This is a genomic window from Actinomadura atramentaria DSM 43919, from assembly GCF_000381885.1.
In the GTDB taxonomy this organism is placed as follows: Bacteria; Actinomycetota; Actinomycetes; order Streptosporangiales; family Streptosporangiaceae; genus Spirillospora; species Spirillospora atramentaria.
In genome coordinates, this window is the sequence record NZ_KB907208.1 from 16,143 (window position 1) to 37,926 (window position 21,784).

Here is a 21,784-nt window from a genome sequence, read left to right on the forward strand (position 1 = left end):
CCAAGGTTATCGGCGCGGCGGGTGCTCTCCGCGCATGGTTTTCCCGCGTCGCGGCGGGCGCAGCCACGCGTCCCAGCGCAGCGCGAGCGTCAGCAGCGCCGCCGCGCCGACCGCGATGCCGAGGGACGTCCCGCCGCCCGCGAGGTCGTGCGGCCACAGCGCGAAGAACCGGCGCAGCCACGGAACGGCGAGGACGACCGCGAACGCCGTCCCCATCGCCGCGACGAGGCCGAGCCGCCACCAGTTCCACGGCCGCGCGATCAGCACGAGCACCCACAGCGCCAGGACGAACAGCGCGATCGTCGCGGTCGTGCTGTCGTCGGCGTAGCGGGAGTCGCGGCGCGAGACGTTGATGCAGTAGCCCGCGAACGTCGCCAGGCCGCAGGTGAGCCCGGCGGGGATCGCGAACCGCAGCACGCGCGGGACGAACCCGGCGCGCGCCCGCTCGGTGTTCGGCGCGAGCGCGAGGAAGAACGCCGGGACGCCGATCGTCAGCGCGCTGATCAGCGTGATGTGCCGGGGCAGGAACGGGAACCGGACGTGGACCAGCCCGACGAGCACCGCCAGGATGATCGAGTACACGGTCTTGGTCAGGAACAGGTTCGCGACGCGCTCGATGTTGCCGAGCACCCGGCGGCCCTCGCCGACCACGTGGGGGAGTGTCGCGAAACTGTCGTCCAGCAGCACCACTTGCGCGACGGCCCGCGTCGCGCCGCTGCCCGAGCCCATCGCAACGCCGAGGTCGGCGTCCTTGAGCGCCAGGACGTCGTTGACGCCGTCGCCCGTCATCGCCACGACGTGGCCGCGCGCCCGCAGCGCCCCGACCATCGCGCGCTTGCGCTGCGGCGTGACGCGGCCGAACACCGAGTGCCGCTCCAGCTCCCGGCCCATCTCCACCGGGTCGTCGGGCAGCTCGCGCGCGTCCAGCGGCGCGTCGGCGCCCGGCAGGTCCAGCGAGCGGGCGATGGCGCCGACCGAGCGCGGGTTGTCGCCGGAGATGACCTTGACGGTGACGCCCTGCTCGGCGAAGTACCGCAGCGTCGCCGGGGCCTCCGCGCGGAGCCGCTGCCGCAGGACGACGAGCGCGGCGGGCCGCGCGGACGCGGTGACGTCGAGCGCGTCGGGGTCGGCGAACGCGCCGTCCGGGACGCCCGCGAGCGCGAGGACCCGCAGGCCCTCCGCGCCGAGCCGCTCGGCGCGCTCCCGGGCCGGGTCGCCCGCGGCCAGCAGCACGTCGGCCGCGCCGATCACCCAGCTCCCGCGGCCGTCGAACGCCGCGCCGCTCCACTTGCGAGCGGACGAGAACGGGACGTGGCGGGTCGTCTCCCACTTGGGTGCGGCGGCGTCGAGGCCGTCGCGGATCGCCGCCATCGTCGGGTTCGGGTCGGGGTCGGCCGCGACGAGCGCCGCCAGGACGGGCTCGGGATCGCCGTCGAGCGGGAGCACGCGGTCCAGGTCCATGCCCGGCTCGGTGAGCGTGCCGGTCTTGTCGACGCACAGGACGTCCACCCGCGCCAGGCCCTCGATCGCGGGCAGCTCCTGCACCAGGCAGCGGCGGCGGCCGAGCCGCACGACGCCGACCGCGAACGCGATGCTCGTCATCAGCACCAGGCCCTCGGGGACCATCGTGACGACTCCGGCGACCGCGCCGACCACCGCGTCCGAGGCGTTGCCCGCCGCCGCGAACTGGCTGACGAACAGCAGCACCGCCGTGGGGACGATCAGCCAGGTGACCCACTTCAGGAACCGGTTGATCCCGTTCATCAGCTCCGAGCGGGCCAGCGTGAACTTCGACGCCTCCGCCACCAGCCGCGCCGCGTACGCGTCCCGGCCGACGCGTTCGGCGGTGAACGCCCCGCTCCCGGCGACGACGAAACTGCCCGAGCGGACCGGGTCGCCGGGCCGTTTGAGCACCGGGTCGGCCTCGCCCGTCAGCAGGGACTCGTCGACCTCGAGCCCGGCGGCCTCCGCGACGGACCCGTCCACCGGGACGCGGTCGCCGCTGCCGAGCGCGATGAGGTCCCCGAGGACGACGTCCTGCTGCGGGACCGCGACGACCTCGCCGTCCCGCACCACCCGGACCGGCGTCTCGCCGACGACCGCGAGCCGGTCGAGGGTCCGCTTCGCGCGCAGCTCCTGGACGATGCCGATCGCGGAGTTGGCGAGGATGATCCCGCCGAACAGCGCGTCCTGCCACGCGCCGAAGATCAGGATGAGGATGAACAGCGACCCGATCAGGGCGTTGAACCGGGTGAGAACGTTCGCGCGGACGATCTCGCCCACCGACCGGCTCGACCGGCGCGGCACGTCGTTGGTCCGGCCGGCGGCCCGCAGCTCCGCGACCCGCGCGGCCGTCAGGCCCCGTCCCGCCTCCGGCACCGGCGTCAGCCCGGGTTCTCGCCCCGGCTGAGCGCGGGCTCGTCGGAGTCGGCGGCGGGCTGGGCCGCGTCCGCGCCGGGTCTGTCTTTCGGGCCGGGCTTGTCCTTCGCTCGGCCGCGCTCGCCCGCGTCCGCGCCGGGCTTGTCCTTCGGCGCTCGGCCGCGCTCGGCCGCGTCCGCGCCGTCCTTGGACGACCGTCCGCGCTCGGCGGCGCCGTCCCTGGACGACCGTCCGCGCTCGCCCGCGTCGGCCCTCTCGGGCTCCGCGCCGCCCGGCTCGGCGTCCCGCTCCGGCTCGCGGTCGCGGTCGCCGTGCGTCCAGCGCCCGAACCGCGACGTCCGCGTCGCCGCGACCTGCTCGCGGATCTGCTCCACGATCTGCCCCGCCGCCAGCCCGTGCGCCAGCGAGCACGCCGACGTGATCGCCCGCGCGTGCGCCGCGCCGTGCGCGATCACCACGGTGCCGTTCAGGCCGAGCAGCACCCCGCCGCCGTAGCTGTCGGAGTCGAGCCGGTCGCGCAGCTCGTGCAGCCGCCGCCGCTGCAGCAGCGCGCCCATCCGCGCGGTCCGGGACGCGGTCATGGCCGAGCGCAGCTCCGCGAACGCCATCCGGACCGTGCCCTCCATCGTCTTCAGCGCCACGTTCCCGGTGAACCCGTCGGTGACGATGACGTCGACCGCGCCGGTCAGCAGGTCGTGGCCCTCGACGTTCCCCGCGAACTCCACGTCGTGGTGCCCGGACGCCAGCAGCTCATGCGCCCGCCGCGTCACCTTGTTCCCCTTGCCCGGCTCCGCGCCGATGGTGAGCAGGCCCACGCGCGGCCGCGCCAGGCCGAGCCGGATGCGCGCGTACGCGGTGCCGAGCGCCGCGAACTGCAGCAGCGTCTCGGGCTTGACGTCGGCGGTCGCGCCGGAGTCGAGCAGGACGGTCGGCCGCGGCAGCGTCGGCAGCTCGACGGCGATGGCCGGGCGCAGCACCCCCTGCTGCCCCTTCAACCGCAGCCGCGACGTCGCGACGATCCCCGCCGTGCTGCCCGCCGACACCAGCGCCGACGCCTGCCCCTGTTTGATCAGGTGGCAGGCGATGGCGATCGACGAGCGCGGCTTACGCCAGCTCGCCAGCGCGCCCTCGCCCATGTCCAGCGCCTCGTCGGCGTGGACGATCGGGATCTCGCCCATCACGCCGTGCCGGTCCAGCTCCCGCCGGATGCGCGGCGCCTGCCCCACCAGCACGAGCCGCACGCCGTGCTCGCGGACCGCCGCCACCGCCCCCGCGATGATCTCGCCCGGGGCGTGGTCGCCGCCCATCGTGTCCACCGCGATCGGTGCCGGACGTGCCGCGTCGCGGATCATGGCGGCTCCAGGGTGGGCGGGGCGGGACGGACGCGCCGCGGGTCACCGCAGCTCATCGCATGGTAGGACGTCCGTCCGCGTGCCCCGGCCCCGGTCAGCCGCCCTTCCGGCAGCCCTTCCCGAGGCACGGCGCGTTCTGCACGACCGGCGAGCCCGCCACCAGGATCGTGAAGTAGTGCTTGGCGGACGCCTCGTCGCCGGTGCCGATGACGTCCACGGCCTGCTTGTTCGCCGTCGTGCCGGAGCACGTTGCGCGCAGCCGCTTCTTCGTCCAGCCCGGCAGGTCCGCGCAGCTCAGCGGACCGCCGAGCGCGACGCCGCGGGACTTCAGCTCGGCGGTCGCGGCGGCGGGCAGCGCGGAGCGCAGCTTGGTCTGGGTCGGGTAGCGCAGTTCCTTGGCGGTGGCCAGCAGGACGCCCGTGACGGCGCCGCCGACGACGGCGAGGGACACGACGCCCAGGATCAGGGCCTTCACACGGGTGATCTTCACAGTGGAGTTCGTCACCCCGGGACACGCCGTGCAAGCCTCGCTTTCCGTATCCGGGACGAGCCGTTAGATGATCAGGGATTTCGGTGGACGCAACCCAACCCGAGGCAATCCTGGCGGAGCACGACGCGGTCCCCGACCGTCACGACGTAGTCCTCCAGGGGGTCGGTCTGGCTGACCCGCGCGGCGCGGCCGGTCACGGTGACCGGGTCGCCGCCCGCGGTGCGGCCGGTGCAGCGGATCGTCAGCATGTCGTCGCCCGCCCGCTTGGGGAACTCGCAGGACGGCTTGCCGCGCAGCGCGATGCCGCGCGCGCCGAGGTCGTCGACGGTCCCGTCGCGGACGGCGTTGCGGTACGCGCCCTCGGAGATGTGCTGCATCACCCGGCAGCCGCCCGCCGACAGCGCGAGGACGGCCGAGCACAGCAGCGCGAAGACCCGCGTCACCGCGCGACCTCCCGCACCGCCGCCGCGACGGCCTCGGGCCGGTCGTACATCACCATGTGCCTGCTCCCGGGGAGTTCCCGCCGCGCGCCGCGCGGGCTCATCGCGGCGAGCCGTTCGTGGCGGCGCGCCCACGTCCGCCGCGTCCCGGAGTCCTCGCCGTCCGACGCGGTCAGCACGACCAGCGGGACGGGCGGGAACGGCCGCCGTTCGCGCAGCTCGATCAGGTCGGCGGCCATCGGCGCGTACGCCAGCCACTCGGCGGCGAGCGCGCCGAGCACGGCCGGCCGCGCGTACACCGCCCGGACGAGCGCCGCGCGCACGCGCGGGATCGTCCGCGACACCAGCCGCAGCACCGCGCGCCGGACCGCCGGGCCGACGAGCAGCGGCAGGCCCGTCGCGGCGACCGCGTAGCCGAGCGGGCGCGTCAGCGGGACCGCCCGCGCCGCCAGCCGCCAGAACGGGCCGGGCCGCTCGTCCTCGAAGCTCGGGTCGACCAGCACGACGCCGGACACCAGGTCGGGCCGCAGCCGCGCGGCCGCCTCGGCGGAGAACGCGCCCATCGAGTGCGCGACGAGCGTCACCGGGCGGCCCGCGCGCTCGGCCAGGGCGATGAGGACGTCCGCGTCGCGGCGCAGCGTCGGCGCGGCGCGCGCGGGCCGGCTGAGGCCGAGCGACGGCCGGTCGAGCACGGTCACCCGGAACTCGCCGCCGAGCAGCGCGGTGACGGTGCGCCAGTCGAACCACGCCCCGCCGAGCCCCGACGTGACGAGCACCGGCGGCGCGTCCGGCGCGCCGTGCTCGGCGACGTGGACGCGTTCGCCCGCGGCGGCGACGAGCAGCGTGGTCACCGGGCGGCCTCCGCGCTCTCGGGGACGCGGCGGCGCGCGACCCGCCCGGCCCGCCAGTCCAGGAACAGCGCCCACGCGATCACCAGCAGCATCAGGCACAGGATCACGATCTGCACGCGCTGGATGATGCCCAGCCACCGGCCGAAGATCATCGCGACCAGGGTCGTCGCGCTGGTGACCGCCTCCGCCGCCGCCAGCGGCCACGCCCACCGGGCCAGCACCGGCCACCAGCCGTACCGCCGCGCGGCCAGCCCGAACAGGAACATCGCGATCAGCGCCATCGTGATCACGCCGGTGCTGGTGACCTCGTGGAAGTTGTGCGAGAACGACAGCGTGTCCGCCCGTTCCCGCAGCGCGCACCACGTCTCCAGGCTGGGCGCGCAGTCCAGCGGGAACGACGCGTCGCCGATCGCGGAGATCCCGAACAGGCCGAGGAACGCCCACGCGGCCGTCGCCAGCGGACGCCTGCGCAGCGTGAGCAGCGCCGTCGCGGACGAGACGATCACCATCGCGCCGGTGATCATGTCTCCCGCGTTGTAGAGCACGTGGTACGGCTGGTCGACCGCCGACAGCTCGCTCGCGTAACCGTTGATCGAGTCCAGTTTCGGGCTGAGCCAACTCTCCAGCGCGAAACTCGCGTACGTGAAACAGGACGCGGCCAGCAGCAGGACGGCGAACAACGGCACCCGGCCAGGTCCGTCCTCGCGCACAGTGGCCCCCTCGCCCTGCGGTCGGTCTTCCTGATCAGTATGACCCCCTCGGCGCGGAATGCCGCGAGGGCCCGCCCCTTTCACGGACCGTGACCGGCGCGCGGGCGTCGATTCGGTCGCGCGCCGCCGGGGCGTCCCGTACGTGCGGGGTCGCTGACCTGGGGGCACGTCAATCGGCCGTTCCGGGTCTTGCGTCGCCCGGCGGGGCGGGCGTTTCAATGGGTGTGTCCCATGCCCCGCCCGTCACGCTCCGCGACGGGCGGGGCGGGGCACCGACCCCGCCGAAACAGAGGAGACCCGACACGTGACACTGGTGAACGACGCGGCTCCCGCAGCGCGATCCACCGGTCGCAAGTTCCGCGCCTTCACGGCCAAGCACCTGGAGGAACTGACCGCCCGGGCAGGGCTGAACGCCGACGAGCGCCTGGCGACCCGCGCGGTCGCGACCGTCCTGCCGTTCCGGACGAACGCCTACGTCCTGGACGAGCTGATCGACTGGTCCAGCGCCCCCGACGACCCCATCTACCGGCTGGTCTTCCCGCAGCCGGACATGCTCCCCGAGGCGGACGTCGCGCACCTGTCCGGCCTGCTGCGCCGGGACGCGTCGAAGGAGGAGGTCGAGGCCGCCGCGCACGCCGTCCGGATGCGCCTGAACCCGCATCCCGCCGGGCAGCTCGAACTGAACGTGCCGAGCTTCGGGGACGGTCGGGTCCCCGGCATGCAGCACAAGTACGACGAGACGGTGCTGTACTTCCCCAAGCAGGGCCAGACCTGCCACGCCTACTGCACGTACTGCTTCCGCTGGGCGCAGTTCGTCGGCGAGGCCGACCTGAAGATGGCCGGGGACGACGTCACACAGCTCCGCGACTACCTTGTCGCGCACCCGAGCGTCACCAGCGTCCTGTTCACCGGCGGCGACGCGATGATCATGGGCGAGCCGGTCCTGCGGCGCTACGTCGAGCCGCTGCTCGCCCTCGACCAGATCGAGTCGATCCGCATCGGCACCAAGTCGCTCGCGTACTGGCCGCAGAAGTTCGTCACCGACCCCGACGCCGACGCGATGCTGCGGCTGTTCGAGGAGGTCGTCGCCGCGGGCAAGACCCTGGCGTTCATGGCGCACTTCTCCCACCCGCGCGAGCTGGAGCCGCTGATGGTGGCCGAGGCGTGCCGCCGCATCCGCGACACCGGGGCCGTCGTCCGCACCCAGGCCCCGCTGATCCGGACGATCAACGACGACGCCGGGACATGGGAGACCATGTGGCGCGTCCAGACCCGGATGGGCCTCGTCCCGTACTACATGTTCGTCGAGCGCGACACCGGGCCGCAGGACTACTTCGCGGTACCGCTCGCCCGCGCGTACGAGATCTTCCGCGACGCCTACGCGAACGTCTCGGGGCTGTGCCGCACGGTGCGCGGCCCGTCGATGTCGGCGACGCCCGGCAAGGTCTGCGTGGACGGCGTCGTGGACCTCATGGGCGAGAAGGCCTTCGCGCTCCACCTCATCCAGGCGCGGGACTCGTCCCTCGTCGGGCGCCCCTTCTACGCTAAGTACGACGCGGACGCCGTGTGGCTCGACGATCTGCGTCCCGCGTTCGCGGACCGCTTCCCCTTCCAGGACTGATCCGGTCGGCGGCGCCGTCTCCGCGGCGCCGCCGACCCGGAAGACGCCGTGCGGCGGCCTTTCCGGCCCGCGTGTTCCCCTTCCCGGTGGATGCGCCGTGGCGCGCCTCGTCCTGGCTCTGTCCCTGCGCCTCGTCGTCGCCGTGCCGGTGCTCGATGACGGCGAGGACGCGTGCTGACGGGAACCGCAGGACATGTACCTCACGGCCCGTCCGCGTCACCTCGCTGACGCGCAGCGTTCCGTCGCGTTCGGTGATCTCGATCCGGCGTCCCGCCCGGGCGGCGGTAAGCTCGAAGGTCTGCGTCGTGCCGCAGCCGGCGTCCATGACGATCTCGGCCCTGTCACCCTGCATGGTCGCTCCTTTCGTTGGAAGCGATCCCATGAGATCCCGGTCGGCGGACGGCTCGCACACCGAACTCCGGCCTGTGGATAACTCGGGAGGCGGGCGCGTCCGGGCCGCCCCGCGCCGGGGCGGCCCGGACGCCGTCAGGACGCGTACGTCGGTACGAGCTTCGCCCGCGCCAGCGTGTGCGCCGTGATGTTGAACCCGACGACCGCGGGCATCGTGTCGGAGTCGACGCCCAGCGACTCGACGTCCAGCGCGTGGACCGTGAAGACGTACCGGTGCGGCGCGCCGGGCGGCGGGGCCGCCCCGCCGAACGCCTTCACCCCGTAGTCGTTGCGGGCCTGCACGCCGACTGCGGCGTCCGGGACGCCCGCCCCGGCGGCCAGCTCGGTGACCGACGCCGGGACGTCGAACAGCACCCAGTGCCAGAACCCGCTGCCGGTCGGGGCGTCCGGGTCGTAGCACGTCACCGCGAAGCTCTTCGTCTCCGCCGGGAACCCCGACCACGCCAGGTGCGGCGAGCGGTTCCCGCCGCTGAAGCCCCAGTCGTCGAAGACCTGGGCCTCGGCGAGCGGCTCTCCGTCGGCGATGTCGGAGCTGGTGAGCGAGAACGACGGGACCTGCGGGAGATACTCGTCGGGAAGCGGGGCCTGCGCGCTCATGGGCGGTCTCCTCGTCCGTTGATCCATTGGCCTCCCATACCTATCAGGGAGGCGATCACACGGCCGGGCTACTTGCCGGTGGCCTCGGTGTAGGCGCCCAGAACCTCTTCCGGGTCGCCGTCCATCTTCACGCGGCCGTCGTCGAGCCAGATCACGCGGTTGCAGGTCTCCTCGATGACGTCGAGGTTGTGCGCGACCAGGAACACCGCGCCCGCGTCCTCGCGCAGCTCGTCGATCTTGGCCTTGCTGCGCCGCTTGAACTTGGCGTCGCCGGTGGCCAGGGCCTCGTCGATCAGCAGGACGTCGTGCGTGCGGGCCGCCGCGATGGCGAACCGCAGCCGCGCGCCCATGCCGGACGAGTACGTGCTCATCGGGTAGTCGATGAACCCGGCCTTGAGGTCGGCGAACTTGACGATCGAGTCGTAGCTGGCCTTGGTCTCCTCGGGCGTCATGCCCATCGCCAGGCAGCCGAGCGTGATGTTGCGCGAGCCCGACAGGTCCTTCATCAGGGCCGCGTTCACGCCGAGCAGCGACGGCTGGCCGTCGGTGTAGACGGCCCCGCGCGCTGGCGGCAGCAGCCCGGCGACGGCCTTGAGTAGCGTCGACTTGCCGGAGCCGTTGGTGCCGACGATGCCGATCGCGTCGCCCCGGTAGGCGATGAAGGACACGCCCTTGACGGCGTGGACCTCCTTCATCTGCGGCCGGTTCTCGCGCTTGATGATGCGCATGAGGGCGGTCGCCGCGGAACCCTTGTTCCCGCCGCCGCTGTAGACCCGGTAGATGATGTGCAGGCCGTCGACCACGACGATCGGCTCACGGGTCGGGTCGGGGCGTACCTCGGGCTGCGCTTCCGCCACCGAGCTTCTTTCTTTCAGGGCCTTAACCACGGCCGTACCTCTCCTCCGCCCGGTAGAAGTACCAGAACCCGCCGACGAATGCGACGACCGCCCAGATGAGCGCGTACAGCCACAAAAGGCCGTGGTTCAGATGATACTGGGCCGCGTCCTTGTGGTAGGTGTCGAGCAGCGCGAAACGCACCAGCTCGATGTAGACGGCGGCGGGGTTGGCCTCCATGATCCGGCCGAGCCAGTGGTGGCCGTGCCCGGAGATCTTGTCGACCCGCTCGGCGATCATGAAGAAGACGCCGGAGAAGTACAGCCACGTCCGTGTGATGAACGGCAGGAGCTGCTGGATGTCGCGGATGAAGGCCCCCATCCGCGCGATCATCATGCTGATCCCGATATTGAAGATCAGTTGGAGCACGAGGACCGGGATGATGAACAGCCAGGAAATTTCCGGTGTCTCGCCGGTGAGCAGGACGATGACGATCAGAACCGCCATCGAAATCAGGAGCTGCTGCAACTCCATGATCACGTAGGCGAGCGGCAGTGTCGCGCGCGGGAAATGCAGCGCGCGGATCAGCGAGAGGTTGTTGCCGATCGACTTGGCGCCCGCGCTCAGCGACCGCTGGGTGAACGTGAACACGAACACGCCGGTGATCAGGAACGCCGGATAGTTCGTGATGTGCTTGTTCTGCCCGAGCAGCAACCCGAAGATCAGGTAGTAGACGCCGGCGTTCAGCAGCGGCGTCAGCACCTGCCACACCTGGCCGAGGTGCGAACCGCTGTAGGTCGCCGCGGTCTTGGCGCTGGCCAGGTTCCAGACGAACGTCCGGCGCTGCCAGAGCGCCTTGACGTACGCGGGAAGCGACGGCCGCGCCGCGCTCTGCCGCAGCCCGTGCTGGGCCGCGAACTCGGCGAGCGACGCGCCGCCCGTGCCGTTCCAGCGGGCGGGATCGTTGATCGTGGCGACCGGCTCACCCTCGGAGGCGGTGAGCCGTTCCCGGTGACTCATGCCGGGAAGCCTATTGCAGTCGGCTTCCCGCGCGGGACGTTCGCCGGCAGGTGACCCCCGGATTGAGATCATCGCGAATCATGTCGCCCGCCGAGGGGATACCCCGGGCATGTTGCAGAAGATGGGACGGGTACACGCGCCGGCCGGGCTTCGCGCCCTGGCCGACCTCGACCGGCGGGCGTTCGACCGGGTGGCGTCCGCGCGGCTGACGGGACTGGAGCCCGTCCTGCCCGTGCTGTCGCGGACCGCCGACCACGGGGTGCTGTGGTTCGCGGCGGCGGCGGGGCTGGCGGCGACGCGGCGGGTGGCGCTGCGGCGCGCGGCGCTGCGCGGCGTGATCGGGATCGGCGTGGCGAGCCCGCTGGTGAACCTGCTGGGCAAGCGGGCCTTCCGGCGGCACCGGCCGGTGCTGGACCTGGTGCCGCCGCGGCGGGTGCGGTGGCGGCCGCCCGCGTCGCACGCGTTCCCGTCCGGGCACTCGGCGTCGGCGGCGGCGTTCGCGACCGGCGTCGCGCTGGAGGCCCCGCCCGCGGTCGCGCTGCCCGTCGCGGCGGTCGCGGGGGCGGTGGCGTTCTCGCGCGTCTACACGGGCGCGCATTTTCCGGGTGACGTCCTCGTGGGGGTCTTCCTCGGCGCGGCGGTCGGCGTGGGGACGCGGTTCGTGTGGCCCGCCCGCCCGCAGGTAGCGAAGGTCACACGGACCGGCGGGGAGCGCGTGCAGATCGCGCAGGACGGCCAGGGCATGGTCGTCGTCGTGAACGCGGACTCGGGCGACAACGCGGCCGACGGCGGACGGCGGCTGCTGCGCCCGCCCGCCGAACTGGCCCTGGAACTCGTGCGGCGGGAGCTGCCCGCTGCGCGGATCGTGCGGCCCGACCCGGACGACGACCTGGCGAAGGTGCTGGACGAGGCCGCCGCGGACGCCGAGGTCCTGGCCGTCATCGGCGGCGACGGCACGGTGAACGCCGCCGCCGTCGCGGCGCTGCGCCACCGGGTGCCGCTGCTCCCGATCCCCGGCGGCACGTTCGACCACTTCGCCCGCGCGCTCGGCATCGAGCTGCCCGCCGACGCCGTCGCCGCCTACCGGGGCGGCTGCCTCGGCCGCGCCGACGTCGGCTTCGTGACGCAGGTCAGCGGCGAGGGCGACGGGACGGACGACGACCTGCTCTTCCTGAACACCGCGAGCTTCGGCGCGTACCCCGAGCTGGTGGACCGCCGCGAGCGGCTGGAGGGGCGGCTCGGCAAGTGGCCCGCGCTGGCGGTGGCGGCCGCGCGCACGCTGCGGCACGCGCAGCCGGTGGAGATGGTCGTCGGCGGCCGGACGGTCCGGGTGTGGCTCGGCTTCGTCGGGAACTGCGCGTTCGGCTCGCAGGGCCCGGCGCCGACCTGGCGGGACCGGCTCGACGACGGGCGGCTGGACGTCCGCGTGGTCGTCGCCGCGGACCGCGCGCCCCGGCTGCGCGCGCTGGCGGCCGTCCTGCTCGGGCACCTGCACCTGACGCGCGGCTACCGGCACTGGCGGGCGGACGCGCTCGACCTCGTCGCCCCGGCGGGCGGCCTGCGGCTGGCCCGCGACGGCGAGGTGACGACGGTGTCGTCGGCGCTCGGCTTCGGGAAGTACGCGCGGGAGCTGCGGGTCTTCTGCCGTCCGAGGCGCGGGTTGGTGCCCGCGTGACGGGGTAGTCGCGGGGTAGTCGCCAGGTATCCACGACTAAGGAGTGACATGAGCACCGGAATCGACGCGTCCCGACTGCACGACGACGACCTCTTCCGCGAGCTGGGCCACCTCTACGAGACTCGGATGGAGGCGCTGCGCCACGCGAGCGACGACGCGCTGGCCGAGCACACCGCGCGGACCGAGGAGCTGGAGACCGAGTACCTGCGGCGCTACCCGGCGCGGGAGATCGACCCGGACCGGCTCCGCGCGGGCGCCCGCGCCCGCTGACCGGCCTTTGCCGCGCGTAGACGTTCGTCCTCCGGCACGCGGGTAGGGCCGCGCCATGACGGTTTTCGGCTATTTCCTGTCCTGCGAGGAACACCGCCCGGACGAGCTGATCCACCAGGCGCGGCTCGCCGAGGACGCCGGGTTCGAGGCCCTGTGGATCTCCGACCACTTCCACCCGTGGCTGGACGCGCAGGGTGAGAGCCCGTTCGTCTGGTCGGTGATCGGCGCGCTGTCGCAGGCGGTGTCGATCCCGGTGACGACGGCCGTGACGTGCCCGACCACGCGCATCCACCCGGCGATCGTCGCGCAGGCGGCGGCGACGAGCCAGGTGCTGCTCAAGGGCCGCTTCCGGCTGGGCGTCGGGTCCGGCGAGGCGCTGAACGAGCACATCACCGGCGAGCGCTGGCCGTCGGCCGCGCAGCGGCTGGAACGGCTCGAAGAGGCCATCGAGATCATCCACGCGCTGTTCGGGGGGCGGCAGATCTCGCACCGGGGCCGCCACTTCACGGTGGACACGGCGCGGCTCTACACGGTCCCGGACACGCCGCCGCCGATCCTGATGTCCGGCTACGGGCCGAAGGCGATCTCGATCGCGGGCCGCGTCGCGGACGGCCTGATGACGACGTTCCCCGATCCGGAGTCGGTCCGGCTGTTCCGCGACGAGGGCGGCGAGGGCAAGCTCGTCGCGGGCGGGTTCAAGGCGTGCTACGGCCCCGACGAGGACGAGTGCGCGGAGCTGGCGCACAGCCTGTGGCGCAACGAGCAGGTCCCCGGCGAGGCGGGCCAGCTCCTGCCGCTGCCTCGGCACTTCCAGCAGATCAGCGAGCTGGTGCCGGTGGAGACCGTCCGCGAGAAGGTCCCGTGCGGGCCGGACGTCGAGCGGCATCTGCAGGCCGTCCAGCCGTTCCTGGACGCCGGGTTCGACGAGGTCTACATCAACCAGATCGGCCCACACCAGGACGCGTTCTTCAAGTTCTACTCGACCGAGGTGCTGCCCCGGCTGCGCGGCTGACGGGCGCGGGCGGCGCGGGCGAACTGGTCGTCGAGCGCGCGCGGGAACGGCAGCATCCGGTGCCGTTCCCGCAGCGGCGCGAACTGGCGGACGGCGTTGAACCCGGCCGCCGTGACGACGCGGTCCGCACTCGCGGCGAGCGGCGCGGCCGGGTAGTCGTCGCGGTAGGCGATTCCGGCGGGGAGCCCGTCCGGGCGGCGCGGCGCGACGAGGGTCATGGGCGGTCGGACGCCTTCCATCGCGGCCGTCTCGCGCGCGTAGTCCACGAGGTGGAGGAGTTCGGAGTCCGGGCCGGAGTGGACGATCAGCCAGCCGGTGACCGGCTCGGCGGGGGGCGCTGCGGGCGGATCGACGAGCGTGAGCGGGCGCAGCTCCGCCGACACCGAGCGCAGGTACGCGAGGTGGTCGGGGTGCAGGTCCTCCAGGACGTACGTCCGGTCGAAGCGGGGCGGGTCGGCGGGCAGCCGCTCCCGGTAGACGTCCCAGCGCAGCAGGCGGGCCAGGTGGACGGTCCGCGCGGCGGGCGGCGCGTCGGCGGCGGTCAGCTCGCCGTGGCGGCCCGCGGGGAAGGCGTCCACGACGAACTCGTCCACGGAACCGGCTGGGAAGTCCCGTTCGACGCGGGCCGGGCCGACCACGCGGCGGTCCGCCGCGAACGGGGAACTCGTCCGGTAGATCACCGGCCCGGCCGGGCGCAGCGTGTGGAGGTAGGCGCGGACGCGGGTGAGGTGCCCCAGCCCGTCGCCCTCGACGTGGCAGACGATCACCGGGCGGTCGCGGCCAGGACGGCGCGGTACCCGGCGGTCTCGGCGGCGGGCGTGAAGTCCTTCGCGACGCGGGCGGCCGCCGCCGCGCCGAGCGCCGCCAGCTCGCCGTCCGTCGCGCGGGCCGCGCGGTCCAGCGCCGCGCGGCAGCCGTGGGCGTCCCCGGCGCGGAAGGTGAACCCGATGCGGTCGTCGGCGACGTCGCCGAGACCCCCGGCGTCGGAGGCGAGCAGCGGCACGCCGAGCGCGGCGGCCTCCAGCGCGACGTTCGGCATCCCGTCGTAGAAGGACGGCAGCGCGACGAGGTCGCACGCGGCGTACACCGGTGGCAGGTCGTAGCGCTCCCGGAACGGCAGCGCGGTGTACGGCGAGTCGAGGGCGGCCAGCACGCCGTCCTCCAGCTCCCCGACGAGCACGAGGTGGAAGCGGTCCGCGCGGCCGGTCGCGCGCAGCGCGTCCAGCAGGAACCCGACGCCCTTCTTGCTCTTGAGCTGCCCGATCAGCCCGAGCGTGCGGCGGCCAGGCTCGACGTGCGCGGCCCGCCACGCCGCCGCGCGCTCCCGCTCCGACGGCAGCACCTGCCACTGCGCGGTGTCGACGCTGTTGGCGACGAACTCGACCGTCGCGTCCGGCGCGAGCGCCCGGACAAGCGGAATGTGCGAGCGCGCCACGACGCAGATCCGCGCGGAGGCGCGCAGGGCATCGGCGAGGACCGCGCGCCGCCGCACCGAGAAGACGCCGGTGTCGATGTCGTTGCCGCGCAGCAGCGTGATCAGCGGCGCGTCCAGCAGCGAGGCCAGGACCGGACCGGCGAGCAACGCGTAGATCCCGCCGAACGCGACGATGTGCGTGTACGCGCGGTCCTGGACGGTCGGCGCGGTCAGCAGCCGCCGCAGCGCGTGCTCCGGGTCCTCGCCGAGCGGCGCGGTCAGCAGCAGGCCGCCGTGCTCGTGCTCGGTCCGCCACGGCCGGTTCCGCCGGGTCAGGTGGGCGACGTCGACCTCCGCGCCCGAGCCGCGCAGGCCCCGCACGATCCGGTCGCAGGACTCGGCCATGCCGCCCTTGCTCGGAGGGTAGTGCTCGGTGAGCCAGAGGACGCGCGTCACGAGTCGACGAACCCCGAGTCGCCGAAGTCGTCCCCGTCGAAGTCGCCGCCGCCCGACGCCCAGTCACCGCCCTGGTCGAACGCGCCCCGGTCGTAGGAGTCGAACGTCGAGTACCAGTTCGGGTCGTTGTAGGTGGTCGAGCTGTCGCTGTAGTAGGTGCGCCGGTAGCCGGACGCCCATCCCGAGTCGTACGGGTCGGCGGGCGCGGCGCACTCCGGGCACAGCCCGGAAGCGTCCGCGTGGTGCTGGCACAGCGCGCGTCCGCAGCGGGCGCACGCGGTGACGGACGGCCGCCCGCACGGGTTGAGCAGGAAGAACCCGGTGATCACGCCGCAGGGGTTCACCGCGACCTCCTCGGCTGCGGGGCGGTCCACCGGAACGTTTCGGTCGTCATGAGCAGCGTCCGCCGGACGAGCTCCGGGCCCTCGACGGACTCGGGCAGCCGCGCCCGGACCCGGACCACCGGCCGCGAGCCCTCCTTGACCCGCACCGCGATCCACCCGGGCGGCGGCGTCGCGGGCCGGGTCAGGACCGCGCCCTTGGGCAGCCGCCGACTGACCGTGACGAGCCGCACGGTCTTGCTCTTCGTCTTGATCTTGATCTTGCCGCGGGAGCTGTTCTTCTTGATCCGCCGGAACCGGACCCGGTCGACGACCGCCAGCTCGAGGGCCCCGCCGTCGCGCAGCTCCGCGCGCATCCGCAGCCACGGGTCGAACGCGAACCACTGCCGGACCGACAGGTACGGCAGCCGGACCGGCAACGCGATCGCCGGGCCCTCCTTGCCGGGGGCCTTCGGTCCGCGGAAGTCCACGGCGACGCCGAGCGGGGCGTCCGCGCGCATGTCGGCCGCGAGGACGCGCATCAGCGGGACCAGCACGCCCGGGACGCGCTCGGGCAGCCGCCACCTGCGGCGGCGGATCGCGGCGGCGTGCGCGGCGAAGCTGCGGATGAGGCCGTCCGTGTCGGCGGGCCGGAGCGTGACGGCCGTCGCCCGCTCCTCGACCAGCGTGCGGTGGACGGGATGGAACCCGTTCAGCGCGGCCCGTTGCTTGCGGTAGAACACGCCCCGGATCACCACCCGTCGTCAGAGCTGGCCATGCCGTTCGCGAGGCTACGGTAAACCGCCGCGAGTTTTCCGCGCGAATGCGTCCAGGTCAGGTCAGAACGGATACGCTCCCGGCCGCGCAGGCCCATCGCGCGCGCCCGGTCGGGGTACTCCAGCAGGATTCGGACGGCGCGGGCCAGCTCGGCGGGCCGGTCGGCGGGGACCAGCCGCCCGTGCTCGCCGTCCGCCATCAGCTCCCGGACCACGGGCAGATCCGACGCGACGACGGGCACCCCGGCGGCCATCGACTCCAGCACCTTCAGCGGCGCGCAGCCCTGCTCGACGTTGCGCGCGCAGCCCGTCAGCGGGGCCAGCGACACTTCGGCGTGCGCGAGCCACGCCGCGACCTCGGGGTGCGGCAGCGTGAACCGCCAGTCCAGCCGGTCGGCGACACCGAGCCGCTCCGCCAGCCGCCGGACGGCCTTCGCGCGCCGCGCGGGCACCGACGCGCAGACGACCAGCCGCAGGTCGGGCAGGTCCGCGAGCCGCGCGAACGCGCGCAGCAGCACGTCGAGGCCCTGCCACGGCTGGAGCGCGCCGACGTAGACGAGGTAGCGGTCCGGCGCGTCGGGCGGGCGCGGCGGCGCGGGCACGACGTCCGCGCCGTTCGGCACCAGGTGGACGCGGTCGGCGGGCACGCCGAGGCGGTCGAGCGCGCCCGCGATGACGCGCGACGGCACCACGACCGCGTCGCTGTGCTCCAGGCAGAACAGCTCCAGCTCGCGGATCTTCGCCAGCGCCGCCGGGGACGCCCACGGCCACGTGTGCGCCAGCTCGATCGACGGCAGCCCGTTCACCTCGTACACGACCCGGTGGCGGCGGCCGGGCGCGCTGACGGCGGGCAGCGCGCTCCACGGGTCGCGGACGTGGCACAGCTCCAGCGTCGCGGCGTGCTCCGCGATCCGGTCCGCGACCCAGGCCGAGTACGCCTCGGCGCGGTCGATGAGGTTGGGGATCTTTGCGTCGAAGCGGACGGTCTCGCGCGGCCCGTCCACCTGCCGGCGCGGCAGCCCGCCGCCGAGCACCCCGAGCAGGCCGCCCCCGAAGAAGCCCAGCATCTCGTCCGCCATCTGCGCGATATGGACGGCCGATCCCTTGCTCGACGGAAACCGATCGAACGCGAAGTAAGCGGCCCGATGCCGAACCCCCGCGCCCCGCTCCTGACCCGCCCCACCGGGAACGGCGGACCCGCCGACGCCGCGCGGCGCGGTCTCGGGCCGTGCCGCACCGCGCCGCCCCGTGCCACGTCGTGCCCCGCCGCGCTGCGCGGTGTCAGGTCGTGCCGCGCCGCGCTGCGCGGTGTCAGGTCGTGCCGCGCCGCGCTGCGCGGTGTCAGGTCGTGCCGCGCCGCGCGGCGCGGTGTTGGGCGGCGCGGCGTCGGCCTGTGCCGTGTCAGGTCGCGCGGCGTCCGTGTCGGGCGGCGCGGGAACGGGCTGTGCCGTGTCGGGTCGCGCAGCGGCGGATGGCGCGGTGCCAGGGCGCGCGGCGCCAGGCGGCGTGGTACTGGGGCGCGCGGCGCCAGGTCGTGCCGTGCCGGGCGGTGCGGGAACGGCCTGCGCCGTGTTGGGGCGCGCAGCGGCGGACGGCGCGGTGTCGAGTCGCGCGGTGGCAGGCGGCGCGGTGTCGGGTCGCGCGGTGGCAGGCCGTGCCATGTTGGGCGGCGCGGTGGCGGGCTGTGCTGTGTCGGGTCGCGTGGTTGCGGGCGGCGTGGTGTCGGGGGCGTCGGTCATCGTTCGCTCCGGTGCCAGGCGATCTGCTCGGCGAGCCCGGCGCCGAGCGGGACGGTCGGCCGCCAGCCGAGCAGGTCCGCCGCCCGCCCGGTGTCGGCCCAGGTGCGCGGGACGTCGCCTGCGACGGGCGGCTGCTCGCGGACGGTCGCGGGCACGCCCGCGAGGTCCGCGATCAGCGCGATGGCGTCGCGGACGGCGACGGGCTCGCCGCCGCCGACGTTGACGGTCGCGCCGACCGGCAGGTCCCGTTCTACGGCGGCGACCGTCGCGGCGACGACGTCCCGGACGTGCGTGAACGACCGCAGTTGGCGGCCGTCGCCGAACAGCGGCAGCGGCCTGCCGTCGAGCGCGGCCTCGATGAAGCGGTGGAACGCCATGTCGGGCCGCTGCCGGGGCCCGTACACCGAGAAGTAGCGCAGGACCGCGACGCCGACGCCGTCCGCCGCCGCCTTCGCCGCGAGCCGTTCGACCTCGACCTTGCTCTCGGCGTACGGGCTCGCGGGCGCGAGCGCGTCGGTCTCCCGGCTCGGCTTGCGGCGCGCGGCCCCGTACACCGACGAGCTCGACGCGACGATGACCTTCGGCCGGTTCTCTCGGCAAGCCTCCAGCAGCCGCCGGGTCGCCTCCACATTGTCGCGGAAGACGAGCGCGCGTCCGGCGCCCCACGACGTCCGCACGCCCGGCCGGCCCGCGAGGTGGACGACCGCGTCGGCGTCCGCGAGCGGTTCGAGGGTGTCCTCGGCGAGGTCGAGCCGCCGGAGCACCACGCCCGGGACGCCGCCGAGCGCGGCGAACGCGGCCTCGGCGCGCGGCGGCGTCAGCGACCGCGCGGGCGCGTCGACGGCGAGCACGGCGTGCCCGGCGCGCGCCAGCGCCTCCGCGACGTGCCCGCCGACGAACCCGGCCGCGCCGGTGACCACCACTTTCATCCCCGGAACCCTACCGACCCACCCCGAACGGCCATATCACCGTCAAGCGGGCTCAAGCCGAACCGGCGAGCGACGGCCGCGACCGGATCCTCCAGCCCGGCGCGCCGATCCCGTACGCGAGCGCGGATCGCCGCCGGGCTCGGTGCGGATCGGCGGGCGTCCGCCGGTGTCGGAATTGCTTCCGACTGGGCTTGCGCCGGGTCCGTACGCGAGCGCGCGGATCGCCGCCGACCGGGCTCGGCTCGGATCGGCAGACGGCCACCAGTGTTGGGGTTGTTTCCGATCGGGTTTGCGTCGAGTCCGTACGCGAGCGCGCGGGCCGTCGCGACCGGGCTTGGTGTGGATCGGCGGGCGTCCGCCGGTGTCGGAATTGCTTCCGACTGGGCTTGCGCCGGGTCCGTACGCGAGCGCGCGGATCGCCGCCGACCGGGCTCGGCTCGGATCAGTACGCCACGGCCGCCAGCGTCCGGTGGTGTTTCGGTTGTGCGGCCTCGTCCACGAGGGCGGCCGCGAGGTCGGCGTAGGAGAACGCGTCCGCCGGGATCAGCGCCGTGCCGCCGATGCGGTGGCGGCCGGTTCGCTCGCCGTCGTTCAGCACGACGGGCGGGGGAGCGAGGACGAGCCAGTCCACGGACGTGTCCGCCGCGCGCAGGACGTCCAGTTCGGCGGAGTGGCCGAGGGAGAACGCGCGGGCGTCCTCGGGAAAGCCCGGCGTGTCGTGGAGGGGCACGCCGGGGGACGTCTCCAGCGTCGTCCCGATCCCGGTGAGGACGAGCCGGGCCGTCCCGGCGCGCGCGAGGCCGTCCAGCAGCGCGCGGGCGGCCGCCGGGAAGAATTCGACGGCCGGAACGTCCAGCCGCGCGGCCGTGGTGATCGCCGCGTCATGCCCGGCGGCGGCCGCGGCGACGTCGGCGGCGGATGTCACGTCCCCGGCGACCACGGCGACGTCCGCGCCGGCCAGGTCCCGGTGGGCGTCCGGGTTCCGCACGACGGCGGTGACGCGGTGGCCGCGCGCGGCGGCCTCCAAGACGGCGCGCCGCCCGGCGCGCCCGCCCGCTCCGAAGATCGCGATCCGGCTCATGGGGGTTCCCTTCGCACGGGCCGGTCACGCCGACCGGCCGGTGCGCGGGACGCTAACCGCCGCGTCCGTGGTTCCCGCAACGATAGTTCCGTAGGCTCGCCGGGGTGAGAAAGCCCCTCGAAGCCGACATGTTCCCCGAGTGCGCTCCCGGGCGGCCGCCGTTCCGCATCGGCGGGAAATGGGTTCCGAAGATCATCCGGTGCCTGGAGTCGGGGCCGCGCCGGTTCTCCGAGCTGCAGGTCCCGCTGCGCGGCATCACGCCGAAGGTCCTCACCGAGTCGCTGCGCTCGATGGAGCGCGACGGGCTGCTCGCCCGGACCGTCCTGGCCGAGGGCGGGGACGGGCGGCCGGAGCCGTTCGGCGGGACGCGGGCCGTCGAGTACGAGCTGACGGCGCTGGGCCGGTCGCTGATCGGGCCGATGGACGCGTGCTGCTCCTGGTCCGCGGAGCACCTGCCCGAGGTGATCGGCGCGCGGGAGTCCTACGACGAAGATCGTCAACTCGTGGTTGACGATGCCCGGTCGTCAACTTATGGTTGACGCATGTCTGAAACCGAACCCGTGAAGGCGTCCATCCGCCTCGACGAGCTGATCGACACGATCAAGAAAGTCCACGACGACGCCCTGGACCAGCTCACCAGCGCGGTCGTCGCCGCCGAGCACCTGGGCGAGGTGGCCGATCACCTGATCGGGCACTTCGTCGACCAGGCGCGGCGCTCCGGCGCGTCCTGGACCGACATCGGCAAGAGCATGGGCGTGACCAAGCAGGCCGCGCAGAAGCGGTTCGTCCAGAAGGCGGCCGCCGACCTCGACCCGTCGCAGGGCTTCTCCCGTTTCACGCAGCGGGCGCGCAACACCGTCATGGCGGCGCTCAACGAGGCCAGGGCGGCGGGCAACGCCGAGATCCGGCCCGAGCACCTGCTGCTCGGCCTGCTGCACGAGCCGGACGCGCTCGCGGCGAAGGCTATCGTCGCGCAGGGCGTCCTGCTGGACGCCGTCCGCCAAGCCGCGACCGCGCGCCTCCCCGAGGCCGTCGAGGACGTGCCCGAACTCGTCCCCTACGACGCGCAGGCCCGCAAGGTCCTCGAACTCACCTTCCGCGAGGCCCTGCGGCTGGGCCACAACTACATCGGCACCGAGCACCTGCTGCTGGCGCTCCTGGAGTGGGAGAACGGCGGCGGCGTGCTCGCCGAGCTCGGCATCGACAAGGAGAAGGCGGAGCGGGACGTCCTGGCGGGCGTCGCCGCTGTCCTCGCCGCGATGGAGAAGACGGCCGAATAGTCCGATCCGCCGGCTGCCTGCGGCCTCCGCTCCGGGAGGACGACGACGAGTTCCCCGCGTCGCGCGGAACTCGTCGCGTCCCTCGGAATCACGCCGCCGACTCCTGCGGGCGGACCGCCCCCGACCA

The 21,784-nt window shown here is 74.0% G+C and carries 21 protein-coding genes and 1 pseudogene; 6 read left to right on the forward strand and 16 right to left on the reverse strand.

What is annotated here, in order from left to right; all coding sequences use genetic code 11:
• Nucleotides 1–6: 6 nt before the first annotated feature.
• The 6 genes and pseudogenes from G339_RS0100085 to G339_RS0100110 all read right to left on the reverse strand — a co-directional run bounded on the left by G339_RS0100085 (nt 7) and on the right by G339_RS0100110 (nt 6,222).
• A complete protein-coding gene (locus G339_RS0100085; RefSeq protein ID WP_019629036.1) occupies nt 7–2,379 on the reverse strand; it encodes an HAD-IC family P-type ATPase in 2,373 nt (790 codons plus the stop codon).
• A gap of 311 nt (nt 2,380–2,690) precedes the next feature.
• Nucleotides 2,691–3,731: pseudogene (gene plsX / locus G339_RS32020) on the reverse strand (phosphate acyltransferase PlsX); the annotation flags it as partial.
• Between the two features lie 94 nt (nt 3,732–3,825).
• Nucleotides 3,826–4,221 (reverse strand): hypothetical protein, encoded by a 396-nt coding sequence (locus G339_RS0100095; protein WP_026340996.1) that lies wholly within the window; start codon nt 4,219–4,221, stop codon nt 3,826–3,828.
• A gap of 71 nt (nt 4,222–4,292) precedes the next feature.
• Nucleotides 4,293–4,664 (reverse strand): hypothetical protein, encoded by a 372-nt coding sequence (locus G339_RS0100100; RefSeq protein ID WP_019629039.1) that lies wholly within the window; start codon nt 4,662–4,664, stop codon nt 4,293–4,295.
• A complete protein-coding gene (locus tag G339_RS0100105) occupies nt 4,661–5,512 on the reverse strand; it encodes an alpha/beta fold hydrolase (RefSeq protein WP_019629040.1) in 852 nt (283 codons plus the stop codon). Before G339_RS0100105 ends, G339_RS0100100 begins: the two co-directional genes overlap by 4 nt.
• The gene (locus tag G339_RS0100110) at nt 5,509–6,222 is read right to left on the reverse strand and encodes a DUF998 domain-containing protein (protein ID WP_157407215.1); all 714 of its coding nucleotides are present in this window, start codon (nt 6,220–6,222) and stop codon (nt 5,509–5,511) included. The genes G339_RS0100105 and G339_RS0100110 overlap by 4 nt, the downstream gene beginning before the upstream one ends.
• Nucleotides 6,223–6,526: 304 nt before the next feature.
• On the opposite strand from G339_RS0100110, the gene G339_RS0100115 reads away from it, so the two are divergent.
• Nucleotides 6,527–7,843 carry a KamA family radical SAM protein gene (locus tag G339_RS0100115; RefSeq protein ID WP_019629042.1) on the forward strand — a complete coding sequence of 439 codons (1,317 nt, stop codon included), beginning with the start codon at nt 6,527–6,529 and terminating at the stop codon, nt 7,841–7,843.
• A gap of 486 nt (nt 7,844–8,329) precedes the next feature.
• Here the strand turns inward: G339_RS0100115 and G339_RS0100125 are convergent, their stop codons facing one another.
• From G339_RS0100125 to G339_RS0100135, 3 genes are all read right to left on the reverse strand, one after another.
• Nucleotides 8,330–8,851, reverse strand: coding sequence for a YbhB/YbcL family Raf kinase inhibitor-like protein (locus G339_RS0100125; protein ID WP_019629043.1), 522 nt, complete (start codon nt 8,849–8,851; stop codon nt 8,330–8,332).
• 68 nt (nt 8,852–8,919) lie between these two features.
• On the reverse strand, nt 8,920–9,708 hold the full coding sequence (locus tag G339_RS0100130; protein ID WP_019629044.1) for an ABC transporter ATP-binding protein: 789 nt from the start codon (nt 9,706–9,708) through the stop codon (nt 8,920–8,922).
• Between the two features lie 22 nt (nt 9,709–9,730).
• The gene (locus G339_RS0100135) at nt 9,731–10,705 is read right to left on the reverse strand and encodes an ABC transporter permease (RefSeq protein ID WP_019629045.1); all 975 of its coding nucleotides are present in this window, start codon (nt 10,703–10,705) and stop codon (nt 9,731–9,733) included.
• A 121-nt stretch (nt 10,706–10,826) separates the two neighbouring features.
• Between G339_RS0100135 and G339_RS0100140 the strand changes: the two genes are divergently transcribed.
• Genes G339_RS0100140 through G339_RS0100150 form a run of 3 tightly spaced genes read left to right on the forward strand, consistent with a single transcriptional unit; the run spans nt 10,827 to nt 13,662 of the window.
• Nucleotides 10,827–12,380, forward strand: a complete 1,554-nt coding sequence (locus tag G339_RS0100140; RefSeq protein ID WP_033322094.1) for a bifunctional phosphatase PAP2/diacylglycerol kinase family protein — start codon at nt 10,827–10,829, stop codon at nt 12,378–12,380.
• 48 nt (nt 12,381–12,428) lie between these two features.
• Nucleotides 12,429–12,650: a DUF6158 family protein gene (locus tag G339_RS0100145; RefSeq protein WP_019629047.1), complete on the forward strand. Its 222-nt coding sequence runs from the start codon at nt 12,429–12,431 to the stop codon at nt 12,648–12,650.
• Nucleotides 12,651–12,705: 55 nt separating this feature from the next.
• A complete protein-coding gene (locus G339_RS0100150) occupies nt 12,706–13,662 on the forward strand; it encodes a TIGR03557 family F420-dependent LLM class oxidoreductase (RefSeq protein WP_019629048.1) in 957 nt (318 codons plus the stop codon).
• Here G339_RS0100150 and G339_RS0100155 read toward each other — a convergent pair.
• From G339_RS0100155 to G339_RS0100185, 7 genes are all read right to left on the reverse strand, one after another.
• Nucleotides 13,626–14,429, reverse strand: coding sequence for a hypothetical protein (locus G339_RS0100155; RefSeq protein WP_019629049.1), 804 nt, complete (start codon nt 14,427–14,429; stop codon nt 13,626–13,628). The genes G339_RS0100150 and G339_RS0100155 overlap by 37 nt on opposite strands.
• Nucleotides 14,426–15,532: a glycosyltransferase family 4 protein gene (locus G339_RS0100160; protein WP_019629050.1), complete on the reverse strand. Its 1,107-nt coding sequence runs from the start codon at nt 15,530–15,532 to the stop codon at nt 14,426–14,428. The genes G339_RS0100155 and G339_RS0100160 overlap by 4 nt, the downstream gene beginning before the upstream one ends.
• Nucleotides 15,529–15,876 carry a hypothetical protein gene (locus G339_RS0100165; RefSeq protein WP_157407216.1) on the reverse strand — a complete coding sequence of 116 codons (348 nt, stop codon included), beginning with the start codon at nt 15,874–15,876 and terminating at the stop codon, nt 15,529–15,531. The genes G339_RS0100160 and G339_RS0100165 overlap by 4 nt, the downstream gene beginning before the upstream one ends.
• Nucleotides 15,873–16,607: a hypothetical protein gene (locus G339_RS0100170; RefSeq protein ID WP_240489716.1), complete on the reverse strand. Its 735-nt coding sequence runs from the start codon at nt 16,605–16,607 to the stop codon at nt 15,873–15,875. The genes G339_RS0100165 and G339_RS0100170 overlap by 4 nt, the downstream gene beginning before the upstream one ends.
• Nucleotides 16,604–17,707 (reverse strand): glycosyltransferase, encoded by a 1,104-nt coding sequence (locus tag G339_RS0100175; RefSeq protein ID WP_019629053.1) that lies wholly within the window; start codon nt 17,705–17,707, stop codon nt 16,604–16,606. Before G339_RS0100175 ends, G339_RS0100170 begins: the two co-directional genes overlap by 4 nt.
• 656 nt (nt 17,708–18,363) lie before the next feature.
• On the reverse strand, nt 18,364–19,296 hold the full coding sequence (locus G339_RS0100180) for an NAD-dependent epimerase/dehydratase family protein (protein ID WP_026340998.1): 933 nt from the start codon (nt 19,294–19,296) through the stop codon (nt 18,364–18,366).
• 442 nt (nt 19,297–19,738) lie between these two features.
• Nucleotides 19,739–20,377: an NAD(P)-dependent oxidoreductase gene (locus tag G339_RS0100185; RefSeq protein ID WP_019629055.1), complete on the reverse strand. Its 639-nt coding sequence runs from the start codon at nt 20,375–20,377 to the stop codon at nt 19,739–19,741.
• A gap of 104 nt (nt 20,378–20,481) precedes the next feature.
• Between G339_RS0100185 and G339_RS0100190 the strand changes: the two genes are divergently transcribed.
• Together G339_RS0100190 and G339_RS0100195 are read left to right on the forward strand one after the other, a co-directional pair.
• Complete coding sequence (locus tag G339_RS0100190; RefSeq protein WP_026340999.1) at nt 20,482–20,916, forward strand: winged helix-turn-helix transcriptional regulator; 435 nt, start codon at nt 20,482–20,484, stop codon at nt 20,914–20,916.
• Nucleotides 20,917–20,919: 3 nt separating this feature from the next.
• The gene (locus G339_RS0100195) at nt 20,920–21,657 is read left to right on the forward strand and encodes a Clp protease N-terminal domain-containing protein (protein WP_026341000.1); all 738 of its coding nucleotides are present in this window, start codon (nt 20,920–20,922) and stop codon (nt 21,655–21,657) included.
• The last annotated feature ends 127 nt before the right edge of the window (nt 21,658–21,784 follow it).